Origin of the sequence: Serratia sp. 14-2641 (genome assembly GCF_001692375.1) — a bacterium.
GTDB lineage: Bacteria > Pseudomonadota > Gammaproteobacteria > Enterobacterales > Enterobacteriaceae > Chania > Chania fonticola_C.
Window position 1 is genome coordinate 133,598 of sequence record NZ_LXKR01000077.1, and the last position, 24,235, is coordinate 157,832.

General features: G+C 51.8%; 19 protein-coding genes. 6 read left to right on the top strand and 13 right to left on the bottom strand.

What is annotated here, in order from left to right:
• Window positions 1-389 precede the first annotated feature (389 nt).
• Entirely contained in the window at window positions 390-1,331 is a 942-nt protein-coding gene (gene pfkB / locus A6U95_RS24160) for a 6-phosphofructokinase II (RefSeq protein ID WP_065686343.1), read from the top strand.
• Window positions 1,332-1,681: 350 nt separating this feature from the next.
• Here pfkB and A6U95_RS24165 read toward each other — a convergent pair whose 3' ends face one another.
• Together A6U95_RS24165 and A6U95_RS24170 are read right to left on the bottom strand one after the other, a co-directional pair.
• Window positions 1,682-2,614: a GGDEF domain-containing protein gene (locus tag A6U95_RS24165; protein WP_065686344.1), complete on the bottom strand. Its 933-nt coding sequence runs from the start codon at window positions 2,612-2,614 to the stop codon at window positions 1,682-1,684.
• 175 nt (window positions 2,615-2,789) lie between these two features.
• Window positions 2,790-4,241 carry a PLP-dependent aminotransferase family protein gene (locus A6U95_RS24170; RefSeq protein ID WP_065686345.1) on the bottom strand — a complete coding sequence of 484 codons (1,452 nt, stop codon included), beginning with the start codon at window positions 4,239-4,241 and terminating at the stop codon, window positions 2,790-2,792.
• 165 nt (window positions 4,242-4,406) lie between these two features.
• On the opposite strand from A6U95_RS24170, the gene A6U95_RS30195 reads away from it, so the two are divergent.
• Window positions 4,407-4,646 (top strand): DUF1127 domain-containing protein, encoded by a 240-nt coding sequence (locus A6U95_RS30195; protein ID WP_074423398.1) that lies wholly within the window; start codon window positions 4,407-4,409, stop codon window positions 4,644-4,646.
• Between the two features lie 217 nt (window positions 4,647-4,863).
• On the opposite strand, the gene A6U95_RS24175 is transcribed toward A6U95_RS30195, so the two are convergent.
• From A6U95_RS24175 to A6U95_RS24190, 4 genes are all read right to left on the bottom strand, one after another.
• Window positions 4,864-6,195 carry a DUF1343 domain-containing protein gene (locus A6U95_RS24175; RefSeq protein ID WP_065686346.1) on the bottom strand — a complete coding sequence of 444 codons (1,332 nt, stop codon included), beginning with the start codon at window positions 6,193-6,195 and terminating at the stop codon, window positions 4,864-4,866.
• A gap of 36 nt (window positions 6,196-6,231) precedes the next feature.
• Window positions 6,232-7,317: a hypothetical protein gene (locus A6U95_RS24180; protein WP_065686347.1), complete on the bottom strand. Its 1,086-nt coding sequence runs from the start codon at window positions 7,315-7,317 to the stop codon at window positions 6,232-6,234.
• 18 nt (window positions 7,318-7,335) lie between these two features.
• A complete protein-coding gene (locus A6U95_RS24185; RefSeq protein WP_065686348.1) occupies window positions 7,336-9,201 on the bottom strand; it encodes a glycoside hydrolase family 3 protein in 1,866 nt (621 codons plus the stop codon).
• Window positions 9,202-9,480: 279 nt separating this feature from the next.
• A complete protein-coding gene (locus tag A6U95_RS24190) occupies window positions 9,481-10,341 on the bottom strand; it encodes an SIS domain-containing protein (protein WP_065686349.1) in 861 nt (286 codons plus the stop codon).
• 228 nt (window positions 10,342-10,569) lie between these two features.
• On the opposite strand from A6U95_RS24190, the gene murQ reads away from it, so the two are divergent.
• The 4 genes from murQ to A6U95_RS24210 all read left to right on the top strand — a co-directional run bounded on the left by murQ (window position 10,570) and on the right by A6U95_RS24210 (window position 15,451).
• A complete protein-coding gene (gene murQ, locus A6U95_RS24195) occupies window positions 10,570-11,478 on the top strand; it encodes an N-acetylmuramic acid 6-phosphate etherase (RefSeq protein ID WP_065686350.1) in 909 nt (302 codons plus the stop codon).
• A gap of 2 nt (window positions 11,479-11,480) precedes the next feature.
• Window positions 11,481-12,932: a PTS N-acetylmuramic acid transporter subunit IIBC gene (murP, locus tag A6U95_RS24200; protein WP_065686351.1), complete on the top strand. Its 1,452-nt coding sequence runs from the start codon at window positions 11,481-11,483 to the stop codon at window positions 12,930-12,932.
• Between the two features lie 434 nt (window positions 12,933-13,366).
• Entirely contained in the window at window positions 13,367-15,091 is a 1,725-nt protein-coding gene (locus A6U95_RS24205) for a Wzy polymerase domain-containing protein (RefSeq protein ID WP_065686352.1), read from the top strand.
• 159 nt (window positions 15,092-15,250) lie between these two features.
• On the top strand, window positions 15,251-15,451 hold the full coding sequence (locus tag A6U95_RS24210; protein ID WP_024530338.1) for a hypothetical protein: 201 nt from the start codon (window positions 15,251-15,253) through the stop codon (window positions 15,449-15,451).
• Between the two features lie 56 nt (window positions 15,452-15,507).
• Here A6U95_RS24210 and A6U95_RS24215 read toward each other — a convergent pair whose 3' ends face one another.
• The 7 genes from A6U95_RS24215 to A6U95_RS24245 all read right to left on the bottom strand — a co-directional run bounded on the left by A6U95_RS24215 (window position 15,508) and on the right by A6U95_RS24245 (window position 24,202).
• A complete protein-coding gene (locus A6U95_RS24215) occupies window positions 15,508-16,902 on the bottom strand; it encodes an amidohydrolase family protein (protein WP_065686353.1) in 1,395 nt (464 codons plus the stop codon).
• Between the two features lie 13 nt (window positions 16,903-16,915).
• Complete coding sequence (locus A6U95_RS24220) at window positions 16,916-17,866, bottom strand: carbamate kinase family protein (protein WP_065686354.1); 951 nt, start codon at window positions 17,864-17,866, stop codon at window positions 16,916-16,918.
• 202 nt (window positions 17,867-18,068) lie between these two features.
• Entirely contained in the window at window positions 18,069-19,619 is a 1,551-nt protein-coding gene (locus A6U95_RS24225; protein WP_065686355.1) for a xanthine permease, read from the bottom strand.
• Window positions 19,620-19,738: 119 nt separating this feature from the next.
• Window positions 19,739-21,157 (bottom strand): DUF1116 domain-containing protein, encoded by a 1,419-nt coding sequence (locus A6U95_RS24230; protein WP_065686356.1) that lies wholly within the window; start codon window positions 21,155-21,157, stop codon window positions 19,739-19,741.
• Window positions 21,157-22,704, bottom strand: coding sequence for an acyl-CoA synthetase FdrA (gene fdrA / locus A6U95_RS24235; RefSeq protein ID WP_065686357.1), 1,548 nt, complete (start codon window positions 22,702-22,704; stop codon window positions 21,157-21,159). Before fdrA ends, A6U95_RS24230 begins: the two co-directional genes overlap by 1 nt.
• Entirely contained in the window at window positions 22,664-23,557 is an 894-nt protein-coding gene (locus A6U95_RS24240) for a DUF2877 domain-containing protein (protein WP_074423399.1), read from the bottom strand. Before A6U95_RS24240 ends, fdrA begins: the two co-directional genes overlap by 41 nt.
• A gap of 39 nt (window positions 23,558-23,596) precedes the next feature.
• Complete coding sequence (locus A6U95_RS24245) at window positions 23,597-24,202, bottom strand: ankyrin repeat domain-containing protein (RefSeq protein ID WP_021805376.1); 606 nt, start codon at window positions 24,200-24,202, stop codon at window positions 23,597-23,599.
• Window positions 24,203-24,235 lie beyond the last annotated feature (33 nt).

The following is a 24,235-nucleotide window of genomic DNA, read 5'->3' on the forward strand; positions in this document are numbered from 1 at the left end:
CATGTATGTGGGGGTATATCTGGTGGTATGTCCAGGCTCAACGAAGTGGGCACCCCAATGAAGTTAAATGCCCGCCAAGTAGACACCGCCAAGCCCAATAAGATGACGCCGTAGTGTTTATTCCTGTACGGGATCATTTCGAAGTAAACAGACGTCAACCGACGTCTTTTTTATGCCCTGGTGGATCCGAAAAGAGATGATGATATCGCCTCTTCAAACAGCGTTTCCCGCCCACCTGCTGCTTAAGAGAACAAGGGTATATACTTGTGGTGTACGGATATATTCTGGCTCGGGTAAATTCTCCCAGTCTCGGTGCATGACCAACATTTTCCCTTTTCTTCCTCAACCAAATCAACAAAGTAAAATCAAAATAAGAGGATTTGACCATCATGACTCAGATTTTTACTTTAACACTTTCTCCTTCTCTCGATAGCGCGACGACAACTCCCAGGATCTACCCTGAAGGGAAACTACGCTGCACCACCCCCATTTTTGAACCTGGTGGGGGTGGCATCAATGTTGCCCGTGCCGTTGTTTATCTTGGTGGGCAAGCCAGTGCGATCTTTCCAATTGGCGGGCCAACGGGCGAGCATTTAAAAGAGTTGCTTGATCGGGAAGGCATTGTTACAGAAACCCTGAAAGCTCAGGACTGGACACGGCAGAACCTGCATGTCCATGTGGATAATAGCGGTGAACAGTTTCGCTTTGTTATGCCAGGGGCAAGGGTTAATGATGCCGAGTTTGACCAGATTTTGTTGCAGGTGCAGAAGATCCCTCATGGTTCGATTCTGGTGATTAGTGGCAGCTTGCCACCGGGCACCACGCTGGCAAAATTAACCGACCTGATTAAGCAGGCGCAAGCCATGGGATTGCACTGTATCGTCGACAGTTCTGGGGATGCTTTACAGGCCTGCCTGGATGTAGGGGGGCTGGCTTTGGTAAAACCGAATCAGAATGAGCTGTCTGCGCTTATCGGGCGGTCATTGGAGCACCCTGATGATGTCCGGGCTGCCGCTAAGGAGTTGGTGCAACAGGGGGGAGCTGAGCGGGTTGTTGTATCACTCGGCCCTCAAGGAGCTCTCGCCGTTGATAGTGACACCTGTATACAGATAGTCCCGCCACCGGTGAAGAAACTTAGCACCGTCGGGGCCGGTGACAGCATGGTAGGCGCGATGGTGCTGAAATTGGCGAACGGGGCAGACCTGGTGGATATGGTTCGGTTCGGCGTCGCAGCGGGCAGTGCAGCCACGCTTAATCTTGGAACGCGGCTCTGTTCACTGGCGGACACCCAGCGCCTGTATGACTACATTTGCAAAAGTTCGCGTGGCTGAGCCTGGCAAACCAGGCGACGCGGGTTATTTTGCAATAGGATTAATCATCCGTAAGCCGCTGTGCGCTGTGGGGACTCCCGCGAAGGTGCGTAAAGTGGTTGTGAAAATGCGGGTGGGTTAATTTCCCTCGCCCGGTGGCGCTCGCTTCCGGGCTACAACTTTTGTACCTCGTTTCATCATTTCGTGATCCAGACTAAAAAATTGCCCCTTGCTGATTTTTCCCGGTTTACCTCTCCGCGCATCGCGGCATTCCACAATGGCTGAAGGTGAACGTAAAACCCCGGTTGCGTTTGCAATATGCCAGGAGATCTCCAGTTCATCTCCATGCCCCTCAGATTTTCGTACAGAACCTAAAGACTGAAAAACTGATCTTTGCCCCGGGCTTTAGCTACGTAGAGAGCTTTATCGGCATGTGTCAGTAGTACGTTAGGCGAGGGCAGTTGGCCAAATGTATGAACTGAAAAACCTATGCTTATAGTCAAGTATCCTGTACTGGAAGCGGAGTGCGGTATTCTCAAATCTCGCACCAGTTGGCATAGCGTCTGCACATACAGCGTTGCCTGACCTTTCGTCATGCCATTGGAAAGAATGACAAATTCTTCGCCGCCATACCTGGCTACAAAATCAGAACCCCGCTTGAAGGACTTACTCAAGCAATCCGCGACACGTATTAGCGCTTCATCGCCTGCCTGATGTCCATAAATATCATTGAATGATTTGAAGTGATCGACATCGATCATGGCGAGCGTCAATGAGTCGCCATTACGGATGGCAATTTTGCATTGAATGTCGAACTGTGTATCAAAAAAGCGACGATTATAAATCCCGGTGAGTCCATCCTTTATGGAGAGTTGCTCGAAGTGTATTTTCATTTCCTCGAGGGACCGATGCTCATCACGAAGCTGTTGCTGGATTATCATTCTTGGTGTTACGTCTTTTTGGATCCCGATAAAATTGGTTACAGTCCCACTCTCATCATGAATTGGCGATATGCTTAACTCGTTCCAAAACATGGTTCCATCCTTGCGGTAGTTTCGCAAGGTTACAAGGCAGTACTCGCCTTTTTTAACGGCGTTGCGCACAATCTCCAGTTCTGGCTGTTCCCGATCGTTATTTTGTAGGTATCGGCAGTTGATGTTGGTGATTTCTTCGAAGGAGTAGCCGGTCATTCTCTCAAAAGCCGGATTGACAAAAATCAAAGGATTGTCGTCTATGGTATTGTCAGAGATAGTGATGCCGTCTCGTGAATCCATAACTGCCTGTTTAAGAATTTCAATCTTCATACAAAGTCCGTTAGTGGGATCGTAGGGAGAACGTTGTTGGTAAGCAACGTAGCATCAAGAGATCACACGCGATCAAACCAATTTTACAAGTGTAGTCGTTGAGAAGGGGCCGTGTCCGTTATTTGACCTTAGTTACAAACTGGGTCAGAACGGAGTTGTTCCTGCCAAAAAGAGCCTAGGGGCTGAGAACCTGAATCTCCGGCGAGGCTTGTTCCACCTCCAGCAATTCATAAATCGTCTTGCCCACCTTTTGGATCGCATGTTCAATCTCGCGGGTCATGGGCTTGCTGTAGCTGAGCCGGAGGCAATTGCGGTATTTTCCTGCCGCAGAACTGATAAATCCGACGGCAATCTGTATGCCCTGCGGCAGCAAACAGCGGTTCAGGCGCAGGCTATCGAACCCATAAGGCAGCTCTACCCATAACATAAAGCTCCCTTGCGGCCTGCTCAGGCAGGTATTCGGCGGGAAATACTTCATGATCCAACCCGTCATAATGTCGCGATTACGTTGATATTGGCGGCGCATGCGGCGTAAATGTTGCAGGTAATGCCCCTGCTTGATGAATTCAGCCATGGCCAACTGCGGTAAGGTGGGCACCCGCCCGGCGGAAATGTACTTTATATGTAACGCTTTTTCTAAGTAACGGCCTGGTGCAATCCAGCCAACCCGCAGGCCGGGCGCAACGGTTTTAGAGAAGGAGCTACACAGCAATACGCGGCCATCCTCATCAAAGGAGGCAATGGTCGGCGGGCGTGGGTATTGATAAGCGAGAGCACCATACACATCGTCTTCAATAATCGCTACGTCATAGCGTTGAGCCAACGTCAACAGCGCTTTCTTGCGCTCATTCGGCATGTTGTAACCCAACGGGTTATTGCAGGTCGGTGTCAACTGGATGGCTTTGATCGGCCACTGATCCAGCGCCATTTCCAACGCCTCCAGGCTGATACCCACCACCGGATCGGTGGGGATTTCAATCACCTTCATCCCCATGCCTTTCAGCGTCTGCATTGCACCATGAAAGCTGGGGGAATCCACAGCCACAATGTCGCCAGGCTGGCAAACGGCCCCTAAGGCAATCGCCAGTGCGCCATGGCAGCCAGAGGTAATGATGATATTGTCTGCCGATTGATGGTTGCCGCTGTCCAGCATCAGGCGGGCAATCTGCTCACGCAACGCCAGAGTGCCGTAAATACTGTCGTAATCCAGCACTTCCTCGCTTTGATGCAGGCTGATACGGGCGAGCAAACGGTTGAGTATTTTCAGGCCTGGGCCAGACAGGTCCGGCGTGCCGACGCCCAGATGTAGCACATTGTCCTGAGCGCTAGCCTTTAAAAACTCCAGCGTATTTTCCCACTGAGATATCTCGACCGGCCTTTGTGCATGGCTGCATAGCGCGGGGAGAGCAGGCAGATTTGAGCTACAACGCACGAAGTATCCCGATTTCGGCCGCGCCTCGATCAGCAGGCATTCTTCAAGTTGCCGATAGGCCTGCTGTACGGTGCTGATACTGACCCCGTGTTCGTCACTCAGCACCCGAACGGAAGGCAGCCGCTCTCCGGGCACATACAGCCCTTCTTTGATGCGTTGGCTAAGGATATTGGCCAATTGTTGGTAGCGAGTCATGGATATCACCTGATAAAGAGAAGGGACCAGTACAGATGGCGTTGATTTTTACCATTCAGACTGTTTAGCACATATCTGTATGGAAATAATAGCCAGCTTTTGCATCTGTAATGTTTTTCACCGAAGCATCATGCTAATGGCTCATCGACTGACGGGGAGCTGATTATGAGTAATGTTATTGAAAATCAAATTGATGGCGGCTGCTTGTCAGCTGAGGAAACAGGAAATAAACGCCGTAATATTGTTGTCCGTTTATGGCTAAAAGCATACAGATGGGTAAAGCGTTGGAATGAGAGGCGCAAAGCAGCCAATACGCTGGCAAGACTGAATGGCGATCAGCTAAAGGATATCGGTCTACGCCGGGATGATATCAAGCGAGACTACAGCCGTCCGTTCTGGCGCTGAGCTGGGTTAAGGAGAGTAGAACATGAGAGGAGGCTATAGAAACCTCATCTCAGCGGCATGCTGCGCCTCATAACTGGCTCACAAAAAAAGAGGTGGCAAAGACTACCGCCACCAAAAGTCAAAGTCATAGGAAAAGGGAAGGGTTAATGACAACGTGGCAATGACTGAATTTGTAGGGGGCGCAACATGTGGCGCCCCTTGCGCCATCGCAGCCTCGTTAAGGGTAAAGCTTATATTTTTCCCGCAGCTGCAAATAGCTATCCACACCGGGTTGCCACTGGGCCTCGATGAATTTAACCGTTTCATCAACAGACAGCTTTCTTTCGCTTGCGTCATTCAGCAACGTAACCAGTTTGCTGGTGCCGGTGAGCTTGGCCAGCCACTGGGGGCGTATCAAGAAGAACTCCTCCTGATAATCGAGGTACTGCGCTTCTTTTGCTGCAGGGATCACCATCTCATAGCCCGCAGTCTTGAACTTGAACCACCAGTCGACCAGATAACGTATCGTTGGCTTAACCTGGCCGATGTCGGTAGCGGTCAAAATCTCCCCGCACACTTCCTTTCCGGCCTGTGGCCAGCCGGTTTTCTGCTGGTTGATATCCACCTGATAGCAGGTATTGACGTAAAACTGGCGCGTAGGAAAACCCAGTTGTTCAAATGGATGGTCTGAACCTCTGCCCATATTAACGCTGGTGGCTTCAAACAGGCCCAAAGAAGGGTAGAGCTGGATGGCCAGATCGCTGCGCAGGTTCGGCGATGGCCGTACTGGCAGTGAATAAGGGGTGTCATGGGTATAGTTAGCCATGCCGATCACCATCAGGTCTTTAGCGGGGAACTGATAGTCTTTGATGCCAAAGGCTTGCCAGTTGGTATCGTTGAAATTTGTCAGCCAACCCTCGCCGGTGATCATGCGGGCAAACTCCCCCGAGGTGAGCCCGTGCACCATCGGTATCGGATGCATACCAATCCCCGAGATGTTTGCCTCCTCGAGAATAGGGCCATATACATGGCTGCCGAGCGGGTTAGGTCGGTCGAATACCATCATTTTCTTGTGGTATTTTTGCAGGCTTTCCAGCATGTGGTGCAGGGAAATGGTGTAGGTAAAGAAGCGAACGCCCACATCCTGCAGATCGTAAATAACGATATCGACATTGGCTAACTGTGCCTCGGTGGGATGGGCTCGAGACCGCCCATCCTCATCCCGGCCATACAAAGACACGATCGGCAGGCCGCTATGTTTATCGAGATGATTATCGTCGCCCAGCCCGGCATCGGCATTACCGCGAATGCCATGTTCTACCGAGAACAGGGTGGTCACGGTAAACTGATATTTATCCTGCTCGGAGAGCAATTTGTCGATGGTGTGGCGGCCCTGTCTGTTGATTGAGCTTTGGTTCACCATCAGGCCGACGCGCTGGTTTTTAAGCAGCGGCCCATAAATGTGTTCCTGATCGACGCCGAGCACTATGCCTGGTCCAGCGCTGGCATGGCCAGCGCTGATAGCCAACGACGAGCACAGGAATAATACCGTCAGTAGCAGGTGTCTCATTCCTTGTTTCCCTCCATTAATAGGGTCAAATACCCGTCAGAAGTTATGCCGCAGTTCCAACGCCCAGAACCAGAAGTTGTTGCTGGTTTTATCACCGTTCATCCAGGTTTGTTCCGGGCGGTAATAACTGTCGACAAACAGCGACGTTTGTTTGTTAAACGGATAGATTGCCTGGAAGCCGTAACGGCTACGGTCTTTCTCTTTATAAACCGTTTCCTGGTTTCTGGAGTCGCGGAAGCTTTGCGTCCCTTTAGTCAGTGCCAGGCGGGTATAAGGCATTAACATCACGCCACTGTCGAACTTGTAACGGTAAATCGCCCACAGGAAATGTTCCTTGTTATACAGCGTATTAACCAGTTGCTCATCAATATACAGATAGTTCAGCCAGAGGGAGTTTTTCTGGTTAAACGTCAGGTTTGCTCCCGCAAAGTGCTCATTGATCTGGCTCCAATCGCGTTTGTAAACCCCATAATCTCCTTTTGCCCGCGCATAATCCAACTTGCGGTCAATCAGGCGGAAGGAGAGGCTGGCATTAAAACTCAGGCTATCAGAGTATTTGTAATAGGCTTGCGGACGGATCCAGATCTCGTGCCGCTCCTCGCCCTTGCGGATATCCCCTTTGTATTCCGGTGCTGCCAGCGCTGGGTTGCTGATGGAAGGATAATGCCAGTTGTCGTTACGATAACCGAGGCGTAATTTGGTGTTGCCAGTTTTTCCTCCCAAAGTGAAGGGAAACGTTCTGGTGACGCCTGCCTGCCAACGAGTGCGGTCATATTCTGGCGTATTGTCCAGATAGGTTTTCAAAAATTGGACATCATACAGCCACAATGAATCATTCTGATAAATAAAGGCACCGACATAAGGCGAGGTTGCTACGCTGCCACGGATATATTTCCAGCGGTCGTCACTGTCTATCTCCTGCTCGGTGCCAATATAGGTATCGAAGCGCCAGGTTTGTTGTTTAATTTTATCCTGTGCTTCTTTCTTTTCTTTTTCTATTTGCTGAATGCGTTTATTGAGTTTGATGATCTCCTGATCATAATCGGTCTCAGACTCATCAGCTAATACTGGTTGTGCCATAAGAATAGCACTGAAAATCACTAGCCCTGTTAAGATCTTCATGTTTTACCTTCAAAGATATTATAATGCTGTTAATCCGTAACCGCGTGGGTAGAGCACGTTATTATTATCTGGTGTTTTAATATCAACCGGCAATTTACCGTGAGGCGTTGCAAGGCTATCCCCTGTAGGCCCCTTGAACAGCGTTCTTAAACCACTGCGAATGTTAGTTTCCAGGCTGTTGCGGACGTTATTGGTCACATCAAAACCGGTGATGCCATAAATCGCAATATTGGCCTTTACGTCAGATAAATAGGCAATGTCATACGGGTTGCGCGTAGCAATAACTACCAGAGGAATGTTTTGCTTATTGGCGACGTCGATGATGCGCTGGGCATTGACTGGGTTGAGCTTCAGGTTGTAGGTGGCCAGGATAACCAACTGCTGACCTTGAAGTTGCTGCTCAATTTCTTCTGTCGTTAATGTATCCTGATCCAGCTTAACCACCTGATCCTTTACGTTTAATCCCACTTTCAACTCATTGGCAATCTGGCCCAGATGCTTGTTGATTAACTCATTGCGTGGGCCTTCGTCCGAAAAGACCATGATGTTGTTTTGTGGTTTCAGCGCATAAGGTAGAACCTGCTCATTTTTGATCAGCGTAATGGCCTGCTCTGAAATGGCGTTTTCCAGATCCTTGTGCGCCTTGGAGGCGACAATCCTTTCAGCCGTGGCAGCATCATGAGGCGCAGGGGAGATGCGCTTACTGAGCTTGGTATAAATCACCCGCTGCGCAGAATCTTCAATGCGTTGCTTCAACACCGGGTCTTTTTCCGCTTCTGCCTGCAAATAAGCATACAGTTCGCCGAGTTGTTCAATGCTGGCGCTGTCTTTAATCCCTATTGGCATCAAGACGATATCATTACCGGCTAAAATAGCCTGCTTGATGGACCAATGACGATCAAAATTGCCGGTAATGGCCCCCATGTCCATGGCATCCGTCAGGATCAGCCCGTCAAACTTGAGTTGATTACGCAGGGTATCGGTCAGGATCGCTTTGGATAAGGTGGCCGGGGTACCGATTTTCTCTCCCTTGATGTTGGTCAGGATGGTGCTATCAAGCGCTGGCACCACCACATGGGCGGTCATGATGGCATCGGTATCGGGCATCACGTCGACAAAGGGTTTCAGTTCGGTCTGTTGCCATGAAGCCTTATCCGTGTTGACGCTGGGGAGGGCAAAATGGGTATCCGAGGCGACGTTGCCGTGCCCGGGGAAATGCTTCAAAGAGGTGAGTACCGGATATTGATGAATACCCTCAATATAACTGCGGGCTAATTGTCCTACCAGAATGGGATCGTCCGAATAAGAGCGAACGCCGATGACTGGGTTATTCTGGTTGTTATTCACATCCACTACCGGACCAAAGTTAAAGTTAAACCCAAGGCTGGTTAACTCATAGCCATGGATATTCCCGGCTTGTTTGGCTAAATCGACCACACCGGTAGCGCCTAGCGCCATATTACCCGGCATCTCGGTGCCCACACGCAGACGAGTAACATAGCCACCTTCCTGGTCGGTACTGATAAACAGCGGTAAATTAGTCCGTGCGTGCTGGAAATTATTAATCAACTCAACCGTTTGTGGAGTGTTAATCAGGTTTTCCCGAAACAGGATCACCGAACCCAAATGATAGTCCGTCATCATTTTACTGACGTGGGTATTCATCTCAATAAAAGGCGTTTTGCTTTCGCTGCTATTTTCATCCCAGGAACGAATGTCAATCATCAACATTTGTCCGAGTTTTTCTGCCAAACTCATGTCGGCAATGAGTTTTTCAGCTGCACCTTTGGGGGAAAGCCACATCTCTTTTAGTTGGGCTTCTGGAATAGCGGCAGCATAGCTTCCGGCGCTAAATAAAAAGATGGCCGGTATTATTTTTTTCATGGGATGACTCCGAGGTATCAATTTCCGGCGATTGTACATTCCAAACCAGGTAATAAAGTGATAATTATCACAGTTGATCGATTCGTGTTTGTGGCGCGGAAAGGAATAATGCCGGTTTTTTATACCAGCATTGTATCGCGCAGCTTGATTGGTAAAGGGGGCGAGCAAAGAATAACCCTTTAAGGGCAAGAATATCTTGCGGTAATTATTTTAATCCCGTCATAAAAAGTTAAGATAATTCTTATCATTGTTTTAATGGTATTCGGTTTTTTCTGGGGGTCAGTCGTCCAGGTTATTAATGGTCATGCTCGCATTCAGCACCAGAGGTTTGGCAATCTCTTTGCGTCGTTGCATTAACGCAAGGAAAATCAAATCCGTCAGGGTATTTTGTGCGGTTCTGGACGAAATCGAAGAGCTACGCCACTCGTTTTCATCAGAGACACTTTCCAATACATAATCGGCTATTTTGGCTAAAGGATTGTCCTTGCTGCCGGTTATGGCGACCACCGTCGCTCCCTGTGCTTTGGCCATCGAGGCGGCGATATGCATATCTTTCCTGCGGCCACTGAAAGAAATAACGATTTGAACGTCTTTGGCGGTTAGCGCCTGCGCGGTGGCAATTTGGACGTGAAGGTCGGCTTCCACCAGGCTCAGGATACCGATCTTCTGTAATTTGTAGCTCAAATCTTTGGCGGTGAGACCCGAGCCCCAAATGCCTACGATCTGTACGCGTTGCGCGTTATCGATGGCATCGACCACCTGTTGGAAAATGGCGAAATTGATCCTTTTTGTCGTCTCGACGATCGCGGCATTTTTCTCATGGGCCAGTTTTTGTGCCACCACCATCAATGAATCTTCCGACGAGATGGCGTTATGCAAGGCCTTGTGCGGATAGGACTTGAACAGGTTATTTCTACCCAGCTCCTCACTGATGGCAATTTTCAGGGCAGGGAAGCCTTTCATGCCGATTTTCTGGCTAAACTTGACGATGGCTGACTGGCTGACCCCCGCATCTTCAGCAAACTGGGAAGAAGACATACTCAGGACGGCTTCCGGGTTCTCAAGGATATATTTAGCGATCTTTTGCTGGTTTTCGGCCAGGCTTGGCAACAACCAGGTGATTTCGTTCAGGACTGACATCAACAATATCTCCACTGTGTGTAATAGATTATTCCAGTTAGGGGGTTTTTCATTCCTTTGACTTATTTATTTGAAATTGTTGAAAATTAAAGTTTAAATGGCGGTTATTTTTCCGTTTTATTCCTGATTTACCCATCGGCGAGAATAGATTTACCGTGACGATTATCACATTTGCCGAATAAATAATTCCTTAACATTGTCGAAAATCTTAACCCATTGGAAGCCCCTATGAAGATAAATTTAAGCCAGATGGTGACGGAAAGCCGCAATCCGGCCAGTTCGCAAATTGATACGTTGCCCACTCTGGATTTGCTCGCAGTGATCAACAGCGAAGACCAAAAAGTGCCGCTGGCGGTAGCTGCCACCTTGCCAGCAATCGCCAAGGTAGTAGATCTGGTGGTAGAGGCTTTTGCCTGCGGTGGCCGATTGATTTATTGCGGTGCGGGTACTTCTGGTCGGTTGGGGATCCTGGATGCCAGTGAGTGCCCACCAACATACGGTACGCCGCGTGAACAGGTCGTTGGGCTGATTGCCGGGGGGCATGCCGCGATTTTGCAGGCGGTGGAAAATGCCGAAGATAATCCGCAAATGGGCGAACAGGATCTGCGTAATCTCGATTTCAATGCGCGTGATGTGCTGGTTGGCATCGCGGCGAGTGGCCGCACCCCTTATGTACTGGGGGCAATGGCGTATGCCCGTAGCGTTGGGGCGACAGCTGTGGCCATCTCATGCAATCCAAATAGCGCAATGAGCCAGGCAGCCGATATTGCTATTGAACCGGTAGTAGGCCCAGAAGTGGTGACGGGGTCGTCGCGCATGAAAGCGGGAACGGCGCAGAAGTTAATTCTGAATATGATCACCACCGGCGCGATGATCCGCAGTGGCAAGGTTTACAGCAACCTGATGGTCGACGTAGAGGCCACCAACGCCAAGCTGATACAGCGCCAGGTCAATATCGTGGTTGAAGCCACCGAGTGCAGCCCAGAGGAGGCGGAAGAGGCACTTAATCAATGTCAGCGTCACTGCAAAACCGCGATTGTGATGATCCTCGGCGGCTTGTCTGCCCCTGAGGCCAGCGCGGTTTTGAGTAAAAACAAAGGATTTATCCGTCAAGCACTGCAAGGGATACAGGCATAACCATGGCGAAAATAACCGTTCCTATGATAGAGCAAATTTTACTTCTGGTCGGCGGCAGTAAAAATATCATTATCTGCGGTAACTGCATGACCAGGCTGCGTCTGACGTTAAAAGATCGTCAGCAGATACGGCTCGATGAGTTGAAGAAGATCCCTGGCGTGATGGGGGTAGTTAACGGCGACGATCAACTGCAGGTTATCCTCGGCCCTGGCAAAGCTCAAACTGCCAGCGAGATGATGAATGCGTTGTTAACGGCGCAGCCGCAGCAGGAACGGGGGAATGCCGAGCAAGCTGACTTGCAGGCCCTGGCAAGTGAAAACAAGCAGCAGATGAAAGCCAAGCAAAATAGCGCGGTACATAATTTCCTGACGAAGTTTGCCACGATTTTTACGCCGTTGATCCCAGGTTTTATTGCCGCAGGGCTGTTGTTGGGGATCGCTACCCTGATGCAGCAAACGCTGATCGTGGAGGGCGTGGCACCGGCCGCATGGCTCAAAGGGCTGATCGCTTACATGAAAGTGTTCAGCATCGGTTTGTTTACCTTCCTCAGTATTCTGATCGGCTTTAACACTCAGAAGGCCTTTGGTGGCACCGGGGTTAACGGTGCGATCATCGCTTCACTGTTTGTTTTACGCTATGTCCCTGAAGGAACTACAGGCTATTACGCAGGGATGAGCGACTTTTTTGGGTTGGCGATCGACCCACGCGGTAACATTATTGGGGTTCTACTGGCCTGTATCTTGGGCGCATGGATCGAAAGGCAGGTGCGCCGGGTGATCCCCGATAATCTGGATATGATCCTGACTTCGTCAATTACCCTGCTGATCACTGGCGCCATTACCTTTGTGGTGATTATGCCGGTTGGCGGTGAGTTGTTTAAGGGCATGTCATGGCTGTTTATGCACCTGAACGGCAACCCGTTTGGCACCGCCATTCTGGCCGGGTTGTTCCTGATCGCCGTAGTGTTTGGCATTCATCAGGGCTTTGTGCCGGTTTACTTTGCCTTGATGGATGCGCAGGGCTTTAACTCGCTGTTCCCTATTCTGGCGATGGCCGGTGCAGGGCAGGTGGGGGCGTCGCTGGCGCTGTTTGCTCGGTCACCTAAAGGTTCTTTGCTGCGTACCCAGATTAAAGGTGCCATTTTCCCCGGCTTGCTGGGGATTGGTGAGCCGCTGATTTACGGCGTTACCTTACCGCGTTTGAAGCCCTTCGTTACCGCCTGCCTGGGGGGCGCGGTCGGTGGTTTCTTTATCGGTCTGGTTGCCTGGATGGGGTTGCCGGTGGGGCTGAATACGGTGTTTGGCCCTTCGGGTCTGGTGTCGATTCCATTAATGACCTCAGCCAAGGGAATTTTCGCCGGCATGTTGGTTTATGTCGCCGGTATATTGATCTCCTATATCGCTGGATTTATTCTGACCTGGTTGTTTGGCAGTAAAGATGTTGATTTAAGCTGATTTAATTTGTTTTAACTTGTTTTTGGTTGATTTAATACTCTCATCACACGATGGCCCGGTTTACCGGGCCAGACACTCCTAAGCGGCTACGCTAAAACGGGCGCCGTATATTTCATATCTCTCAATTAATCAATTATTTAACTAAAGCTTGGCATGTATACATCCCCCTGCAAATTCAGCAATATTGCTATTGAGTTTGCGATTTCTGCTTTTAAGCCAACATTTAATTTTTTGCTATAAAAAATTAAAGATATTATGTTTTTTTAATTGTCAATTATTAAATTGATTGGTTTTTCCACGATGTTGTAGACTCTTATGCATCAATGACTATAATTGACGTTAAATTTATTATTCCCCCGTAATTTGAAGAGTGATAGGCATAAAAAAGTAATACCATCGCTCTCAACACTGAAGCTTATTTTATCAGGTGAAAAATGCATCATCCACAAAGTCCTTTACCATTGGCTAGCCCGGTGGGACTATCCTTATTGCCTCTAGGGCTGTTACTGATTTGGTTGATATTTCTTAGTCCGCTTGCCTTGCCCAATATGGGCGGAAGTGGCCTGAAACTGCCGCATAATATCCTGACTTGGGCGGTGATGGCTGCCGTCACTGCCACCCTCTGGCTGACACTATCGGCCAACTCTCCCATCTCGCTTAGCGTAACTGCCCGTTGGCTGCTGCTGGCCGTGGTGATCCTGGCAATTCCCCTATTATATACCTCGCCACATTGGCAGAGTGCGGGAATGGCACGCTGGCTTGGGTTAGCTGGCGGTTGGGTTTTTTACGTCTCATGGATGCAATATCGCCCACCGCACTTTGCCCGGCATTGGCTATTTTACGCCATTCTGCTGGCCGCTGTATTCCAGGCGCTTATTGCTCTGTTGCAATTGGCCTTACCGGAAGTCGTACCAGCCTGGTTTGACTACCCAATGAAAAACGGCCGGCCTTATGGGGTCTTCCAACAGGTGAATGTTCTGGCCAGCTTTATCGCTTGCGGATTGGCACTGGCATTGATGCTGTTGTTGTTGCCTGATTTTTCCTTAACCCAGCCAAAAGCAGAACGATACAGACGTTATGCCTTGGGGTTGGTGCTGGTGCTGTTTCCCGCATTGTTGGTGTGGTTACAGTCACGGATCGGCTGGCTTGGCGGCGGTATTAGCGGGGCGTTGTTGCTCTGGTTGGGATGGCGGCAGGCAAAAAAGCTCACGGGTACCGCAACAGGCCTAATGCTTTTGGGTATCACTATCGCATTCATTTTTCAAATAAATGGAGGAGTTGAAACGATTGAACACACCACATCAAACCAGGCCCGGTTGATCATGTTGCAGGATAGCATAAAGATGATTGCCGAAAAGCCTTGGCTGGGTTGGGGTTACGGTGGATTCGAATATAGTTTTCAGCACTATCGCCTGGCTGCCGGATTATCCACATTGGGTCTTGGCGTGGTGCGCCATCCGCATAATGAACTCTTGCTGTGGTGGGTTGAAGGGGGCATGGTTGCCTTGGCTGGCATGATAGTCTTACTGTGTGCCGGTATCAGGTTGCTCCTGCTATCCTGGCGAAAAAAAGGCGCAAGCCTGGCGTTGGCCATCGTGCTGCTCCCTTTGCTGTTACACAGCCAAACGGAATACCCGTTTATGCTGTCTAGCGCACATTGGGCCATTTTTTTACTGCTGCTGGCACAGTGGGATTGCCAAACCGATAAGGCCACAGAGCGCACCATTTTATCTTCAGTAACTCACTCATTTTTAAGAACTGTAGTGCCTATGGCTTCAGCCGCCATCTGCATAGTGGCCAGTATTGGGCTATATGCCAATTTGTCTTTAACCGCCTTTGAACGTAATCATTTTGCGGATATTCAACCCGCTCGCCGTGCGATGGCGTTTGACCCCTGGGTGAATACCGAACGTTGGCATTACGATCAACAGACCCATGCGTTGCTAATGTATAACCAGTCCCGCGACCCCCGCTTGCTTGAAAACTATGCTCAATGGGCACAGGGCTATCTTGCTCAGCGGATCGATAAAAATGTTTATGCCTCATGGTTGGCTATCACGCATTATCAACAGGATAGCGCCACCTACCGGCGTTTACATCAGGAAGCAAAGGCATTATTTCCCACCGATCCACGGTTTTTAAACGATTTGCCTGAGTGAAGAGCGATAAGTTTACACGGGGATGCGGACTATGATCCGTGTAAGCCACAATGCGCTGGTAAGAGTGGGCAATCAGTTGGCCTGCCAGCGCAGGTCAGTGGCTTATCATGTGCCTAGCTGGTACGGTATGCCCTAATATGGATAGCAAGGGGGCAGGGAATGCTTGAAAGTATCGGTGAGTTGGTGAACCTGGTATTCAGAATTATTTTTGGGATACTGGAAGCCATCTACGAAATTGTGAACTTCATTTATTCTTTTACCAAAGGGCGCACGCGAAGACGGGTGTTAATCACCTTATTGGTATTTTTGGCATTGCTCGGTCTGTTCTGCTGGTGGATTGTTAATGCAAGTACGGGTTAAGCCAATGATGATGTAAATGGGCGCAGCGTGCTGCACCCCTGGTGTCACCACATCTATCAGGCCTTACTACCTTGCCCAACGTGGCCCCAAACCATCTCGCCCTTATGGAACGTAGCGGTTCTTGGGGAAATGCGTGCTACCGCCTCGGCGGAGCAGGAGGCATCAACCAGCACGAAACTGGCATCGTCCTGGGCTTTCGGCCATACGCGTTCCCCTTTGTCATTCAGCGGCAAGACATCACCGGTGGCGAGCGCCAACGAACGTGACAGGGTTCCCTCATTCGGGCGTACGTAAAGCTGAGCGTAAAGGTTGGCTTTCTCCAGCATGTCGCCCAAGCCATACGGCGACCAGTGGTCGATCACGCTGTCGGTGCCGGTCATCAAAAACACGCCTTTCTCACGCAACTGGCTGAGCGGCATGTGCATAGTGCCGATAGGGACCGTGGTGGCAATGGTAATCTGCTGTGCTGCCATACGGGTGGCAATCTCATCCACCTGCTGTTCATTCATCATTGCCAGCGCAAAGGCATGGCTAATGGTCAGCTTGCCCTTTAACTGTGGCGTTTTCTCGACGGTTGCTACCATGTAGTTCACCGCCGCAATGCCTGCCGGGCTGGTTTCGTGCAGGTGGATGTCCACCCCTTTGTTATAATCCAGCGCGATCTGGAACATGCTATCGAGCGATTTTTCCATTGCGCCATCGACGTTGGTCGGATCCAGACCACCGACATAGTGCGCTCCTGCCTGCATTGCCTCACGCATCAGCGGCTCTGATTTTGAATACAACAGGCCATGCTGTGGGAACGCGACAATCTCGCAGTCAAAGCCAGATTTGCGGCGTGCCAGCACTTCTTGCAGATTCTCCAGGTTTTTCAGCCCCGAAGTTGGCTCAACGTTGCAATGGCTACGGGCGGTGGTGGAACCGTAGGACTGAATTAGATCGATCAGCTTTTCGGCCCGCTCTTGGGTGTAAGGTTGCAGTTCCGGCAGCAGCTTCTGCTCCAGCCTGATCATATCCTTGATGGTGGTGCCCGCCGGGCGATTCAGCGAACGCCATGGGCCGCCGTAAAAGGTTTTGTCCAGATGGATGTGCATATCTCGCATGGCGGGCAGCATCAGTTTGCCGCCAGCGTCGTAAACCGGCAGCGTACTGTCCGCATGCTGGCGGTTATCGCGCAAGGCAACGATCTTGCCCTTATTGATCTCCAGCGTTTTCAGTTCGGTATGAGTGCTGACCGGGGTTGCTCCGTCAAACTCAAAACCCGCCTCTAGCAGAACGTTATCCAGATAATAGTGCTTGTCAGTAATTTTCATGCGCCGATCTGCCTCACAGTTCGCGGTTGCCGGGTTAGCAGCATAACCGACGGAGGAGGTTGCCCCCAATAGTGCGCAGGCCGCAGCCACTTTGCCACTATGGCTCAAAAACTCACGGCGGCTTTTGTTCTCATTCATCTGTTGTTGCCTCTCAGAGGTTAACGATATGGGTGCCCGTTTCACCGCGCAGTGCGGCGGGGAGGCAATCCGGCGAGGTGATGACGACGCGTTTGCCGCCGTCGCGTAAGAACGCCAGGCTGGCGACGATCTTCGGCAACATGCTGCCTGCCGGGAAGTGGCCCTCTGCCATATAGCGGGTCATTTCGGCCACGTTCACCTGGCCTAACGCTTGTTGGTTCGGCTTGCCAAAGTGAATGCACACTTTCTCCACGCCAGTGGTGATCACCAGTACGCCGGCGCGGATTTCCCTGGCGAGCAGGGCAGTGGACAGATCTTTATCGATTACCGCATCGACGCTTTGATAATCCCCTTGTGGATTACGTGCGACAGGGATGCCGCCGCCACCCGCTCCGATCACCACAAACCCTTGTTGCGTGAGTGCCTTGATTGCGTCGGCTTCCACGATCCTGATGGGGTCCGGTGAGGCGACCACCCGGCGATAGCCGCGCCCGGAGTCTTCTACAAAACGCCAGGAGGGGTATTGCTGTAATAACGCATCGCGCTGTTGTTCGCTAAAGAAAGCGCCAATCGGTTTGGTGGGGGTGGTGAAGGCGGGATCCTGTTTATCCACCTCAACCTGCGTGATGACGGTTACCGCTTTCTGCCCGCCATGCTGTGCCAGACGGTTGTTGAGTGCCTGCTGAATGAGATAGCCGATACCACCTTGGGTATCCGCCACGCAGTTGGCCAGCGGGGTTAACGGTAGTCCTTCATGTTCGTGGGCCACTTCTGCACGGCGCAATTCCAGCCCCACCTGCGGGCCGTTGCCGTGGGTGAGTACGATGTGGTAATCCGATGCCAGCATTTCCAGCACCGAGTCTGCGACCTTTTTCACCGCCTCGGCCTGATGTTCCACGGTCTGGCTGGCGTTGTCTTTGATAATGCTGTTGCCACCAATGGCGACGACGACGAGTTCTTTCATTTGGGTCTTCCGATTAAAAAGGCCGTTTAAATAGGGGCGGGAGCCTATGAATGTCCCCTCACCCTAACCCTCTCCCACAGGGAGAGGGAACCGATCGAGTTCGTTGATTATTCGGTGTAATACCTTGTTTTTATTACTCCCTACTGTCCGGGCTGGTTGTGCACTCGGGGCAGCTCCCTCTCCCTGTGGGAGAGGGTAGGGGTCAGGCGCTCTTGGTTGGCTCTTGCACTGGAGCTGTAACCGTTTCACGGCTATCGAGAAAATGCTTCACCACAAACATGGCCGACATCATCAGGTAAGCCAGCGTGAACAGCAATGAGCTTCCCTCGGCAAAGCCCACGGCTGGCGCATGGATCACACCGAACAGCGCCAGCAGAGCACCGGTTGCCGCCGCCACCGCACCACGCAGCGGTTTGTTGATGATGGCGAAAATCGCGACACATCCCCAAAGCATACTGGCCAGCGGCGCACCGCTACCCAAATGCACCAGCCCCTGGTAATACACGCCTTTGCTATGCAGCAACTCAGCGCCCAGCTTGGCTCCCGAGGTGCCCGCCGCCCCCAGCACGCTGTTAACCATGGTTAATCCCCAGTTGGCGATCCACGGGAACAGGCAGATGAAGATCACCGGGACCTCAATTTTTGGCGTTTCCCTCACCACCTGGTTGGCGGTGACCACGCCGATAAACACCAGGATAGGCACGATCGCCGTCATCGGGATCACCGCCAACATAAAGGCACCCAGCCCGAACAGCGGAACCAGGAACATCGTCACGCCGGACGCCAAGGTGTAACCAATGCTGGCCCCCATGGCTTTCCAGCCGGCGTGGCCAACATACACGGTCACCGGGAACGGGTTGCCCAGCAGGCAGCCGAACATGGAGGAGAGGCCGTTGGCCATCATCACTTTGCGGGTGTTGTATTCATCCCCGGCGGCGTGCGCACTCTCGATGTTCTCCAGGTCAAAGATGTAGTTCGCCAGCCCCAGCGGGACGGCAGAGGCCAGATACGGCAGCGCGTGTGGCAGGCCCTGCATGAAGCTGTCGACATGGAACCCAGGCGGGTTAAAGCCAAAGGAAGACATCGAGGCTTTAATCGCATCTGGGCTTTGCAGGCCGGAGATCCACGCCAGCGCGGTACCGGCGATCAGCAGCAGTAAACCGGTCGGAATGCGGGCGAATATTGGCTTTTTGCCAAACCAGTTGATAAAGATCAGCAGTAGCACGATGAACGAAACGGTTGGCGCTTCAAACGCCTGTAGCATCGGGTTCATCGCCAGCAGCAACAGCCCCAGGCCGGAAAGGCAGGAGAGCAGCACGGTGCGCGGGATCATCTTGCGGATGGTTTCACCGAGGAAAGAGCCGCCCACCAGGATCAGTGCTTCAACAAAGCACCACACCAGGCCGATCGCAATGGCAAAGTCCGCATCGCCGGTCGACTGATAAACCGGCATCAGCACCAGGAAGGTCACGGTAAAAATAGACGGCGCACTCGGGCCAGAAGGCAGCGCGGTCACATCGCTCCGCCCGGTCTGGCGAGCCATTTGCAGGCCGAACCAGGTGTAACAGATGCTGGCCATCATCACGGCCAGGCCAAAGGCCGGGGCTATACGCCCGTAGACAATCTCTTTGGGAATACCCACCACAAAGATGAGTAACCCCATCATGGTGAGCAGGTTGGTCAGGTTATTGGTCATCAGCCCGAAGTAGGCTGCCCAGTCACCGCGTTTCCACTCTAATTTCATTTTGTTCATGGAAAATCCTTCACAGGTCGTTTAACAACTCTCGACGATCAACGGGATCGCCATTGGTCCTGCAGGTGAACAACTCTCTGGTGTCAGGTGGGGCTAACGCTAGGTTAGCCCCGTTTTTTTTATTGGCAGTAGTGGTCGCGATAACTCAGTATTGCTTTTTCAAAACAGGCGAACGGCGGGTGCACAATCCCGGCACCGATCATGCCGATCCCGGCATCCTTATGGGCAATGGCGGTATTGATCACCGGCAGGATGCCGCTGCTGCCGACCTTGGTAATATCGATCGCCGTTGGGATCCCCATAAACGACAGCAGGGGAATAGTGACGTTGGGGTTTTCGCCCAGGGTGATTTCACGCATCTGGCGTGAGAAATCGATCGCTTCATCCACCGTGCCCCCTACCAGTGCAACGATGGCCGGAGCGGTTGCCATGGCAAAACCGCCAATGCCGTAGGTTTCGGTGATGGCGCTGTCACCGATATCCAGCCCCGAGTCTTCCGGTTTATAGCCTGCAAACATCGGGCCGATAACCTGCTGCGCTGGGCCGGTAAACCACTGGCCTGGTAGCCCGCTGATGCGCAGACCAAACTCAACGCCGTTACGCGCCATGGTGGTGACCACGGTGCTGTACTCGATACCGTGCGCCGCATCCATTGCCGCTTTACACATTGCCATCCAGGTCGGGCCGGAGAAGTAATCGCTGCTGGCGACAAAGTCGAAGACCTCGCGCTGCTGCTCAACCGGGTAGCCCGCCTGGATAATCCACGGCGTCAGCGCCTGGATCAGCAGTGAAGTGCCCGCATTGTTGCGGTTGTGGCACTCGTCGCCCATATGCAACGCCTGTGCCAGCATCAACCGCAGGTCGATCTCACCGGCCAGCTTCATGGCATCGCGCAGCATCGGGCCTTGCACATCGCGCATCCAGTTGAGTCGGTCAATCACGCTTTGGTCATTGGCCCCCATGCGCAGGATCTTCGCCATCTGCTCGCTCATATTGGTATATGCGCGGTTACCGTAGGTTTTGTTCTCGACGATATGCATGAACATTGACGCGGACGTCACGCCTGCCATCGAACCCACGCAATCATGCTCGTGGCACGGCGAGAAGATGATTTCGCCAGATGCTGCCAATTCTGCTGCCTCGTCGAGGTTGGCTGCCAGTCCTTCAAACACCAGCGCACCGGTGACCGCGCCTTTCATCCCACCGCACATTTTCTGCCAGGTGATCGGTGGGCCAGCATGTAAAATGGTGTTGCGCGTCATACCAGGGACGACGTTGATCGCCTGGTCATAACCTACCAACACTGGATGCGACTGAATAATGCGCTCCAGCGCCAGTTTGTTCGCGGCAGCCACTTTCTCGGCAAGCGCAGGGGAGGCAATCTGATCGAGAGCCTCAACCACCGCCATATTGCCCTGGCCCGGCGGAGTCCAATCGAGCTGGGTTACCGGCACATGTTGTTTTTTGAGGTCATCACTGAACATGGCGATACCGACGTTAATGACGTTCAGCGGTTGGTTAAATAACGTGTTGCTCATCAGGCTTTCCCTCCTTTACAAACAAATTCACGCGCCAGCAATCCGGTATTGGTGCTGCTGCTCGCCCAGATCACTCCCGCATCGGTGAGCATCTGGCACTGCTGCTGTAGCGACGGCGTATCGAGGTCGGTGCCCAGCACATAACCGAGGATCTCCAACTGCCGGCTCTCGCTGGCCGCAATGGCCTTGGCCTCTTTGATCGCCTCGATCATTACGCCCACCGGATCTTCGTGAGAGCCAAAGCCAAGCACGAAGTCCATCACGATCACGCCGACTTCGGGATCGCGCGCTTCCTGCAACAGACGTTGGATGCGGTTGGTCGGGTCGATCATCGGGTGCGGTTTGCCATTGGTGAAGTCGTCATCGCCAAAGTCGAGGAAGGTGTGTGCCACGCTGCGGTTGAGGTCTTGCAGGCGCATGGCCGGGTCGGGTTGAATATTGCTGTAGACATCGTCGTATTTTTCCAGCGCGGCAAACATCGCTTCGTCGCACAAAGTGCCGCCACAGAACAGGCCGCGAATGTATTTTTGCTGTGGCGTCAGCTTGGCACGCACTTCTTCAATCAGCGGCCAGTTCAGTGGATGCAGGTCGAGCGACTCTTCTTTGATGCCGGTAAGCAGCACGGCCTTTAACGCTGCCTGCTTGGTTGCACGTGCAAACTGTAACCCTGGTTCATCGGCTGGTGGCTCATTGCGCCCAAGGAAACAAACCACCACGGGTTTACGGCAGGCACGGGCGCGTTCGAGCACGGTGTGTGCCACGGCAGGGGCAGGGGGTTTGGAGACCAGTACAATCACCTCTGTACCGTTGTCGTTCTCTAACATCTCCAGCGCGTCCAGCATCATCCGGCCGCCAATTTTTTCGCTCAGATCGCGCCCGCCGGTGCCAATCAGCTGCGAAATACCACCGCCGAACTCATGGATACGTACGCTCAACTCCTGGCTACCGGTGCCGGATGCGCCGATAATTCCGATGTTGCCACGGCGAACCGCGTTACCAAAACACAGGGCGGTGCCATTAATGATGGCGGTGCCGCAGTCTGGCCCCATCATCAGCAGGCCTTTTTCATGCGCCAACTGTTTCAACGCTAATTCATCTTCGATGGAGACGTTATCGGAGAACAACATCACGTTGAGATCGTTTTCCAGCGCTTGACGGGCTTCACGTGCCGCGTACAACCCGTTTACCGAGATCACCGCGAGGTTGCTCTCCGGGATATGAGTTTTCGCACTGGCGAGGGTGGCGTAACGCGCTTCGTGGCGGCCACCTTTATCTTTGTGGGTGAACAAGGCTTCGATCGCTTGCAGAGTCGCCTCATTAGCTTCATCGCTGGCACCCTTAATCACGATCATCAGATCGCCGTTTTTGGCGGCTTCCAGCTCTGGGGTTAACAAGCCCAGGTTCTCCAGCACTCCTTTGTTCATCTCCGTGGCCATGGCCACAAACGCTTGTTCAACGCCTTCAAGTTTGTTCGCTTTGGTAGAAATAGACATCAGCGAAACTGAGTCAAACCAGGTGTTGTTTTTTACCACGATCCTGATGGGCATATTTTTCTCCAAAATATGAGGTCAAGAGACAGGCATCGGCCATGCCATACAGCATGTCGCAACCCGAACTTGAACCGATCTGTTTAATCTTGTTAATGGTATCGATAATAAGGTGACGATCGTCGTGTACTAATTTTTCTAACAGGTGACTAATCACCTGTCGGTAACGCTGATTGATTGCCGTCTCTAAGGTAATAGCGCTTAGCAGCGTGGTTTTATGTTGTGCTTTCTTCAGCACCGCCAGAAAAACCTCGCGATATTTTTGCGCCGGGTGACCGGGTAGCAATAATATAGAGCAAAGCCCAACCAGATAATCATCACCGGACGGCGTCAGTCCAATTCCCAAACCAATGAGAGAATGTAAGGCCTCGTCGGGATCTTCATTGCGCCGTATCGCTAGAAATAACGCATCACGATGAAGTTGTAATAATCTGGCCATTTCCCGATAAAATATATTCTCGCCACGGTAATTAAACAGCGAATTACCGGATGAAGCCTGTTGATTAATGCATGCCCCCCATTGGTGCCAAGCAATTGATGCTCTGCTTGCTTCGGTTAAATACAGGTCAGGCTGCTGCCATGTCTGGCAGTGAGATAAATCAATCCAACTATGCTGACCTATTTCAATGCTGCCCTGAGAAAACTCGACGCGGTCTCCTGGGCTAAATATCTGGTCACAGTGCCTGAGCGCTATGCGGCAACTATTGGGGGCGTTATCGTACTCGTCGCTTAATAACGTGTAGAGCATGTTCTGCTCGGGAACGAACAGGTTTACCGCGCGGGAAAAAACCTGTTCGACCTGCCCACTTAGCCTCTGGCGGGGGAACGCCGCCTCCGCCGATAACGCTGTAATGCACTGCCGTTGCGGCTGTGCGATGGCATTTCTCCTCGGTTAAGCGCCGGCGGCAACCAGCAGTTCAGCAATTTCGTGATAGCCTTTTTCACGGGCCAGCGTCAGAGGCGATTTACCATATTTGTCGGTCATATGAGGATTGGCACCGTGATCGAGCAGTAATTTGACAATCTCTTGCTGTTTCGCGCCGCCATCATTTAACACAATGGCTTCCAGCAGCGGCGTCCAACCGACAAAATTGGTGTGGTTGACGTTAATTTCGGTACGCGTTAACAATTCACGTACAATATCGACGTGACCTTTTTCGCTGGCTGGGGTAATACCCACGCCGCCAAAGCGTGTTAAACGGTCCAAATCCGGGTTTGCTGGCAATACCAGACGTAGTAACGTTAAGTCGTTATTCAGGCAGCTCAGCAGGAAGGGGTTAAAACAGGTCTGATCCTGCTTATCAATGTCTGCACCGGCAGCGATTAATAATTCCACGCAGTCGTAATGTTTATTCAAGCTGGCAAGCGTAATTGCGGTGCGGCCTTGGCGGTTGGTGGCGTTGATATCTGCCCCTTTACTCAGGCAACTTTTCAGCGCGTCGCTGTCGCCCTGTTCCGCTGCAAAAAGAAATTCTGTGATTAACGCCTTATCAGACATATTCTGGCTCCCTATTTTTCCAGTGGGCTTTGG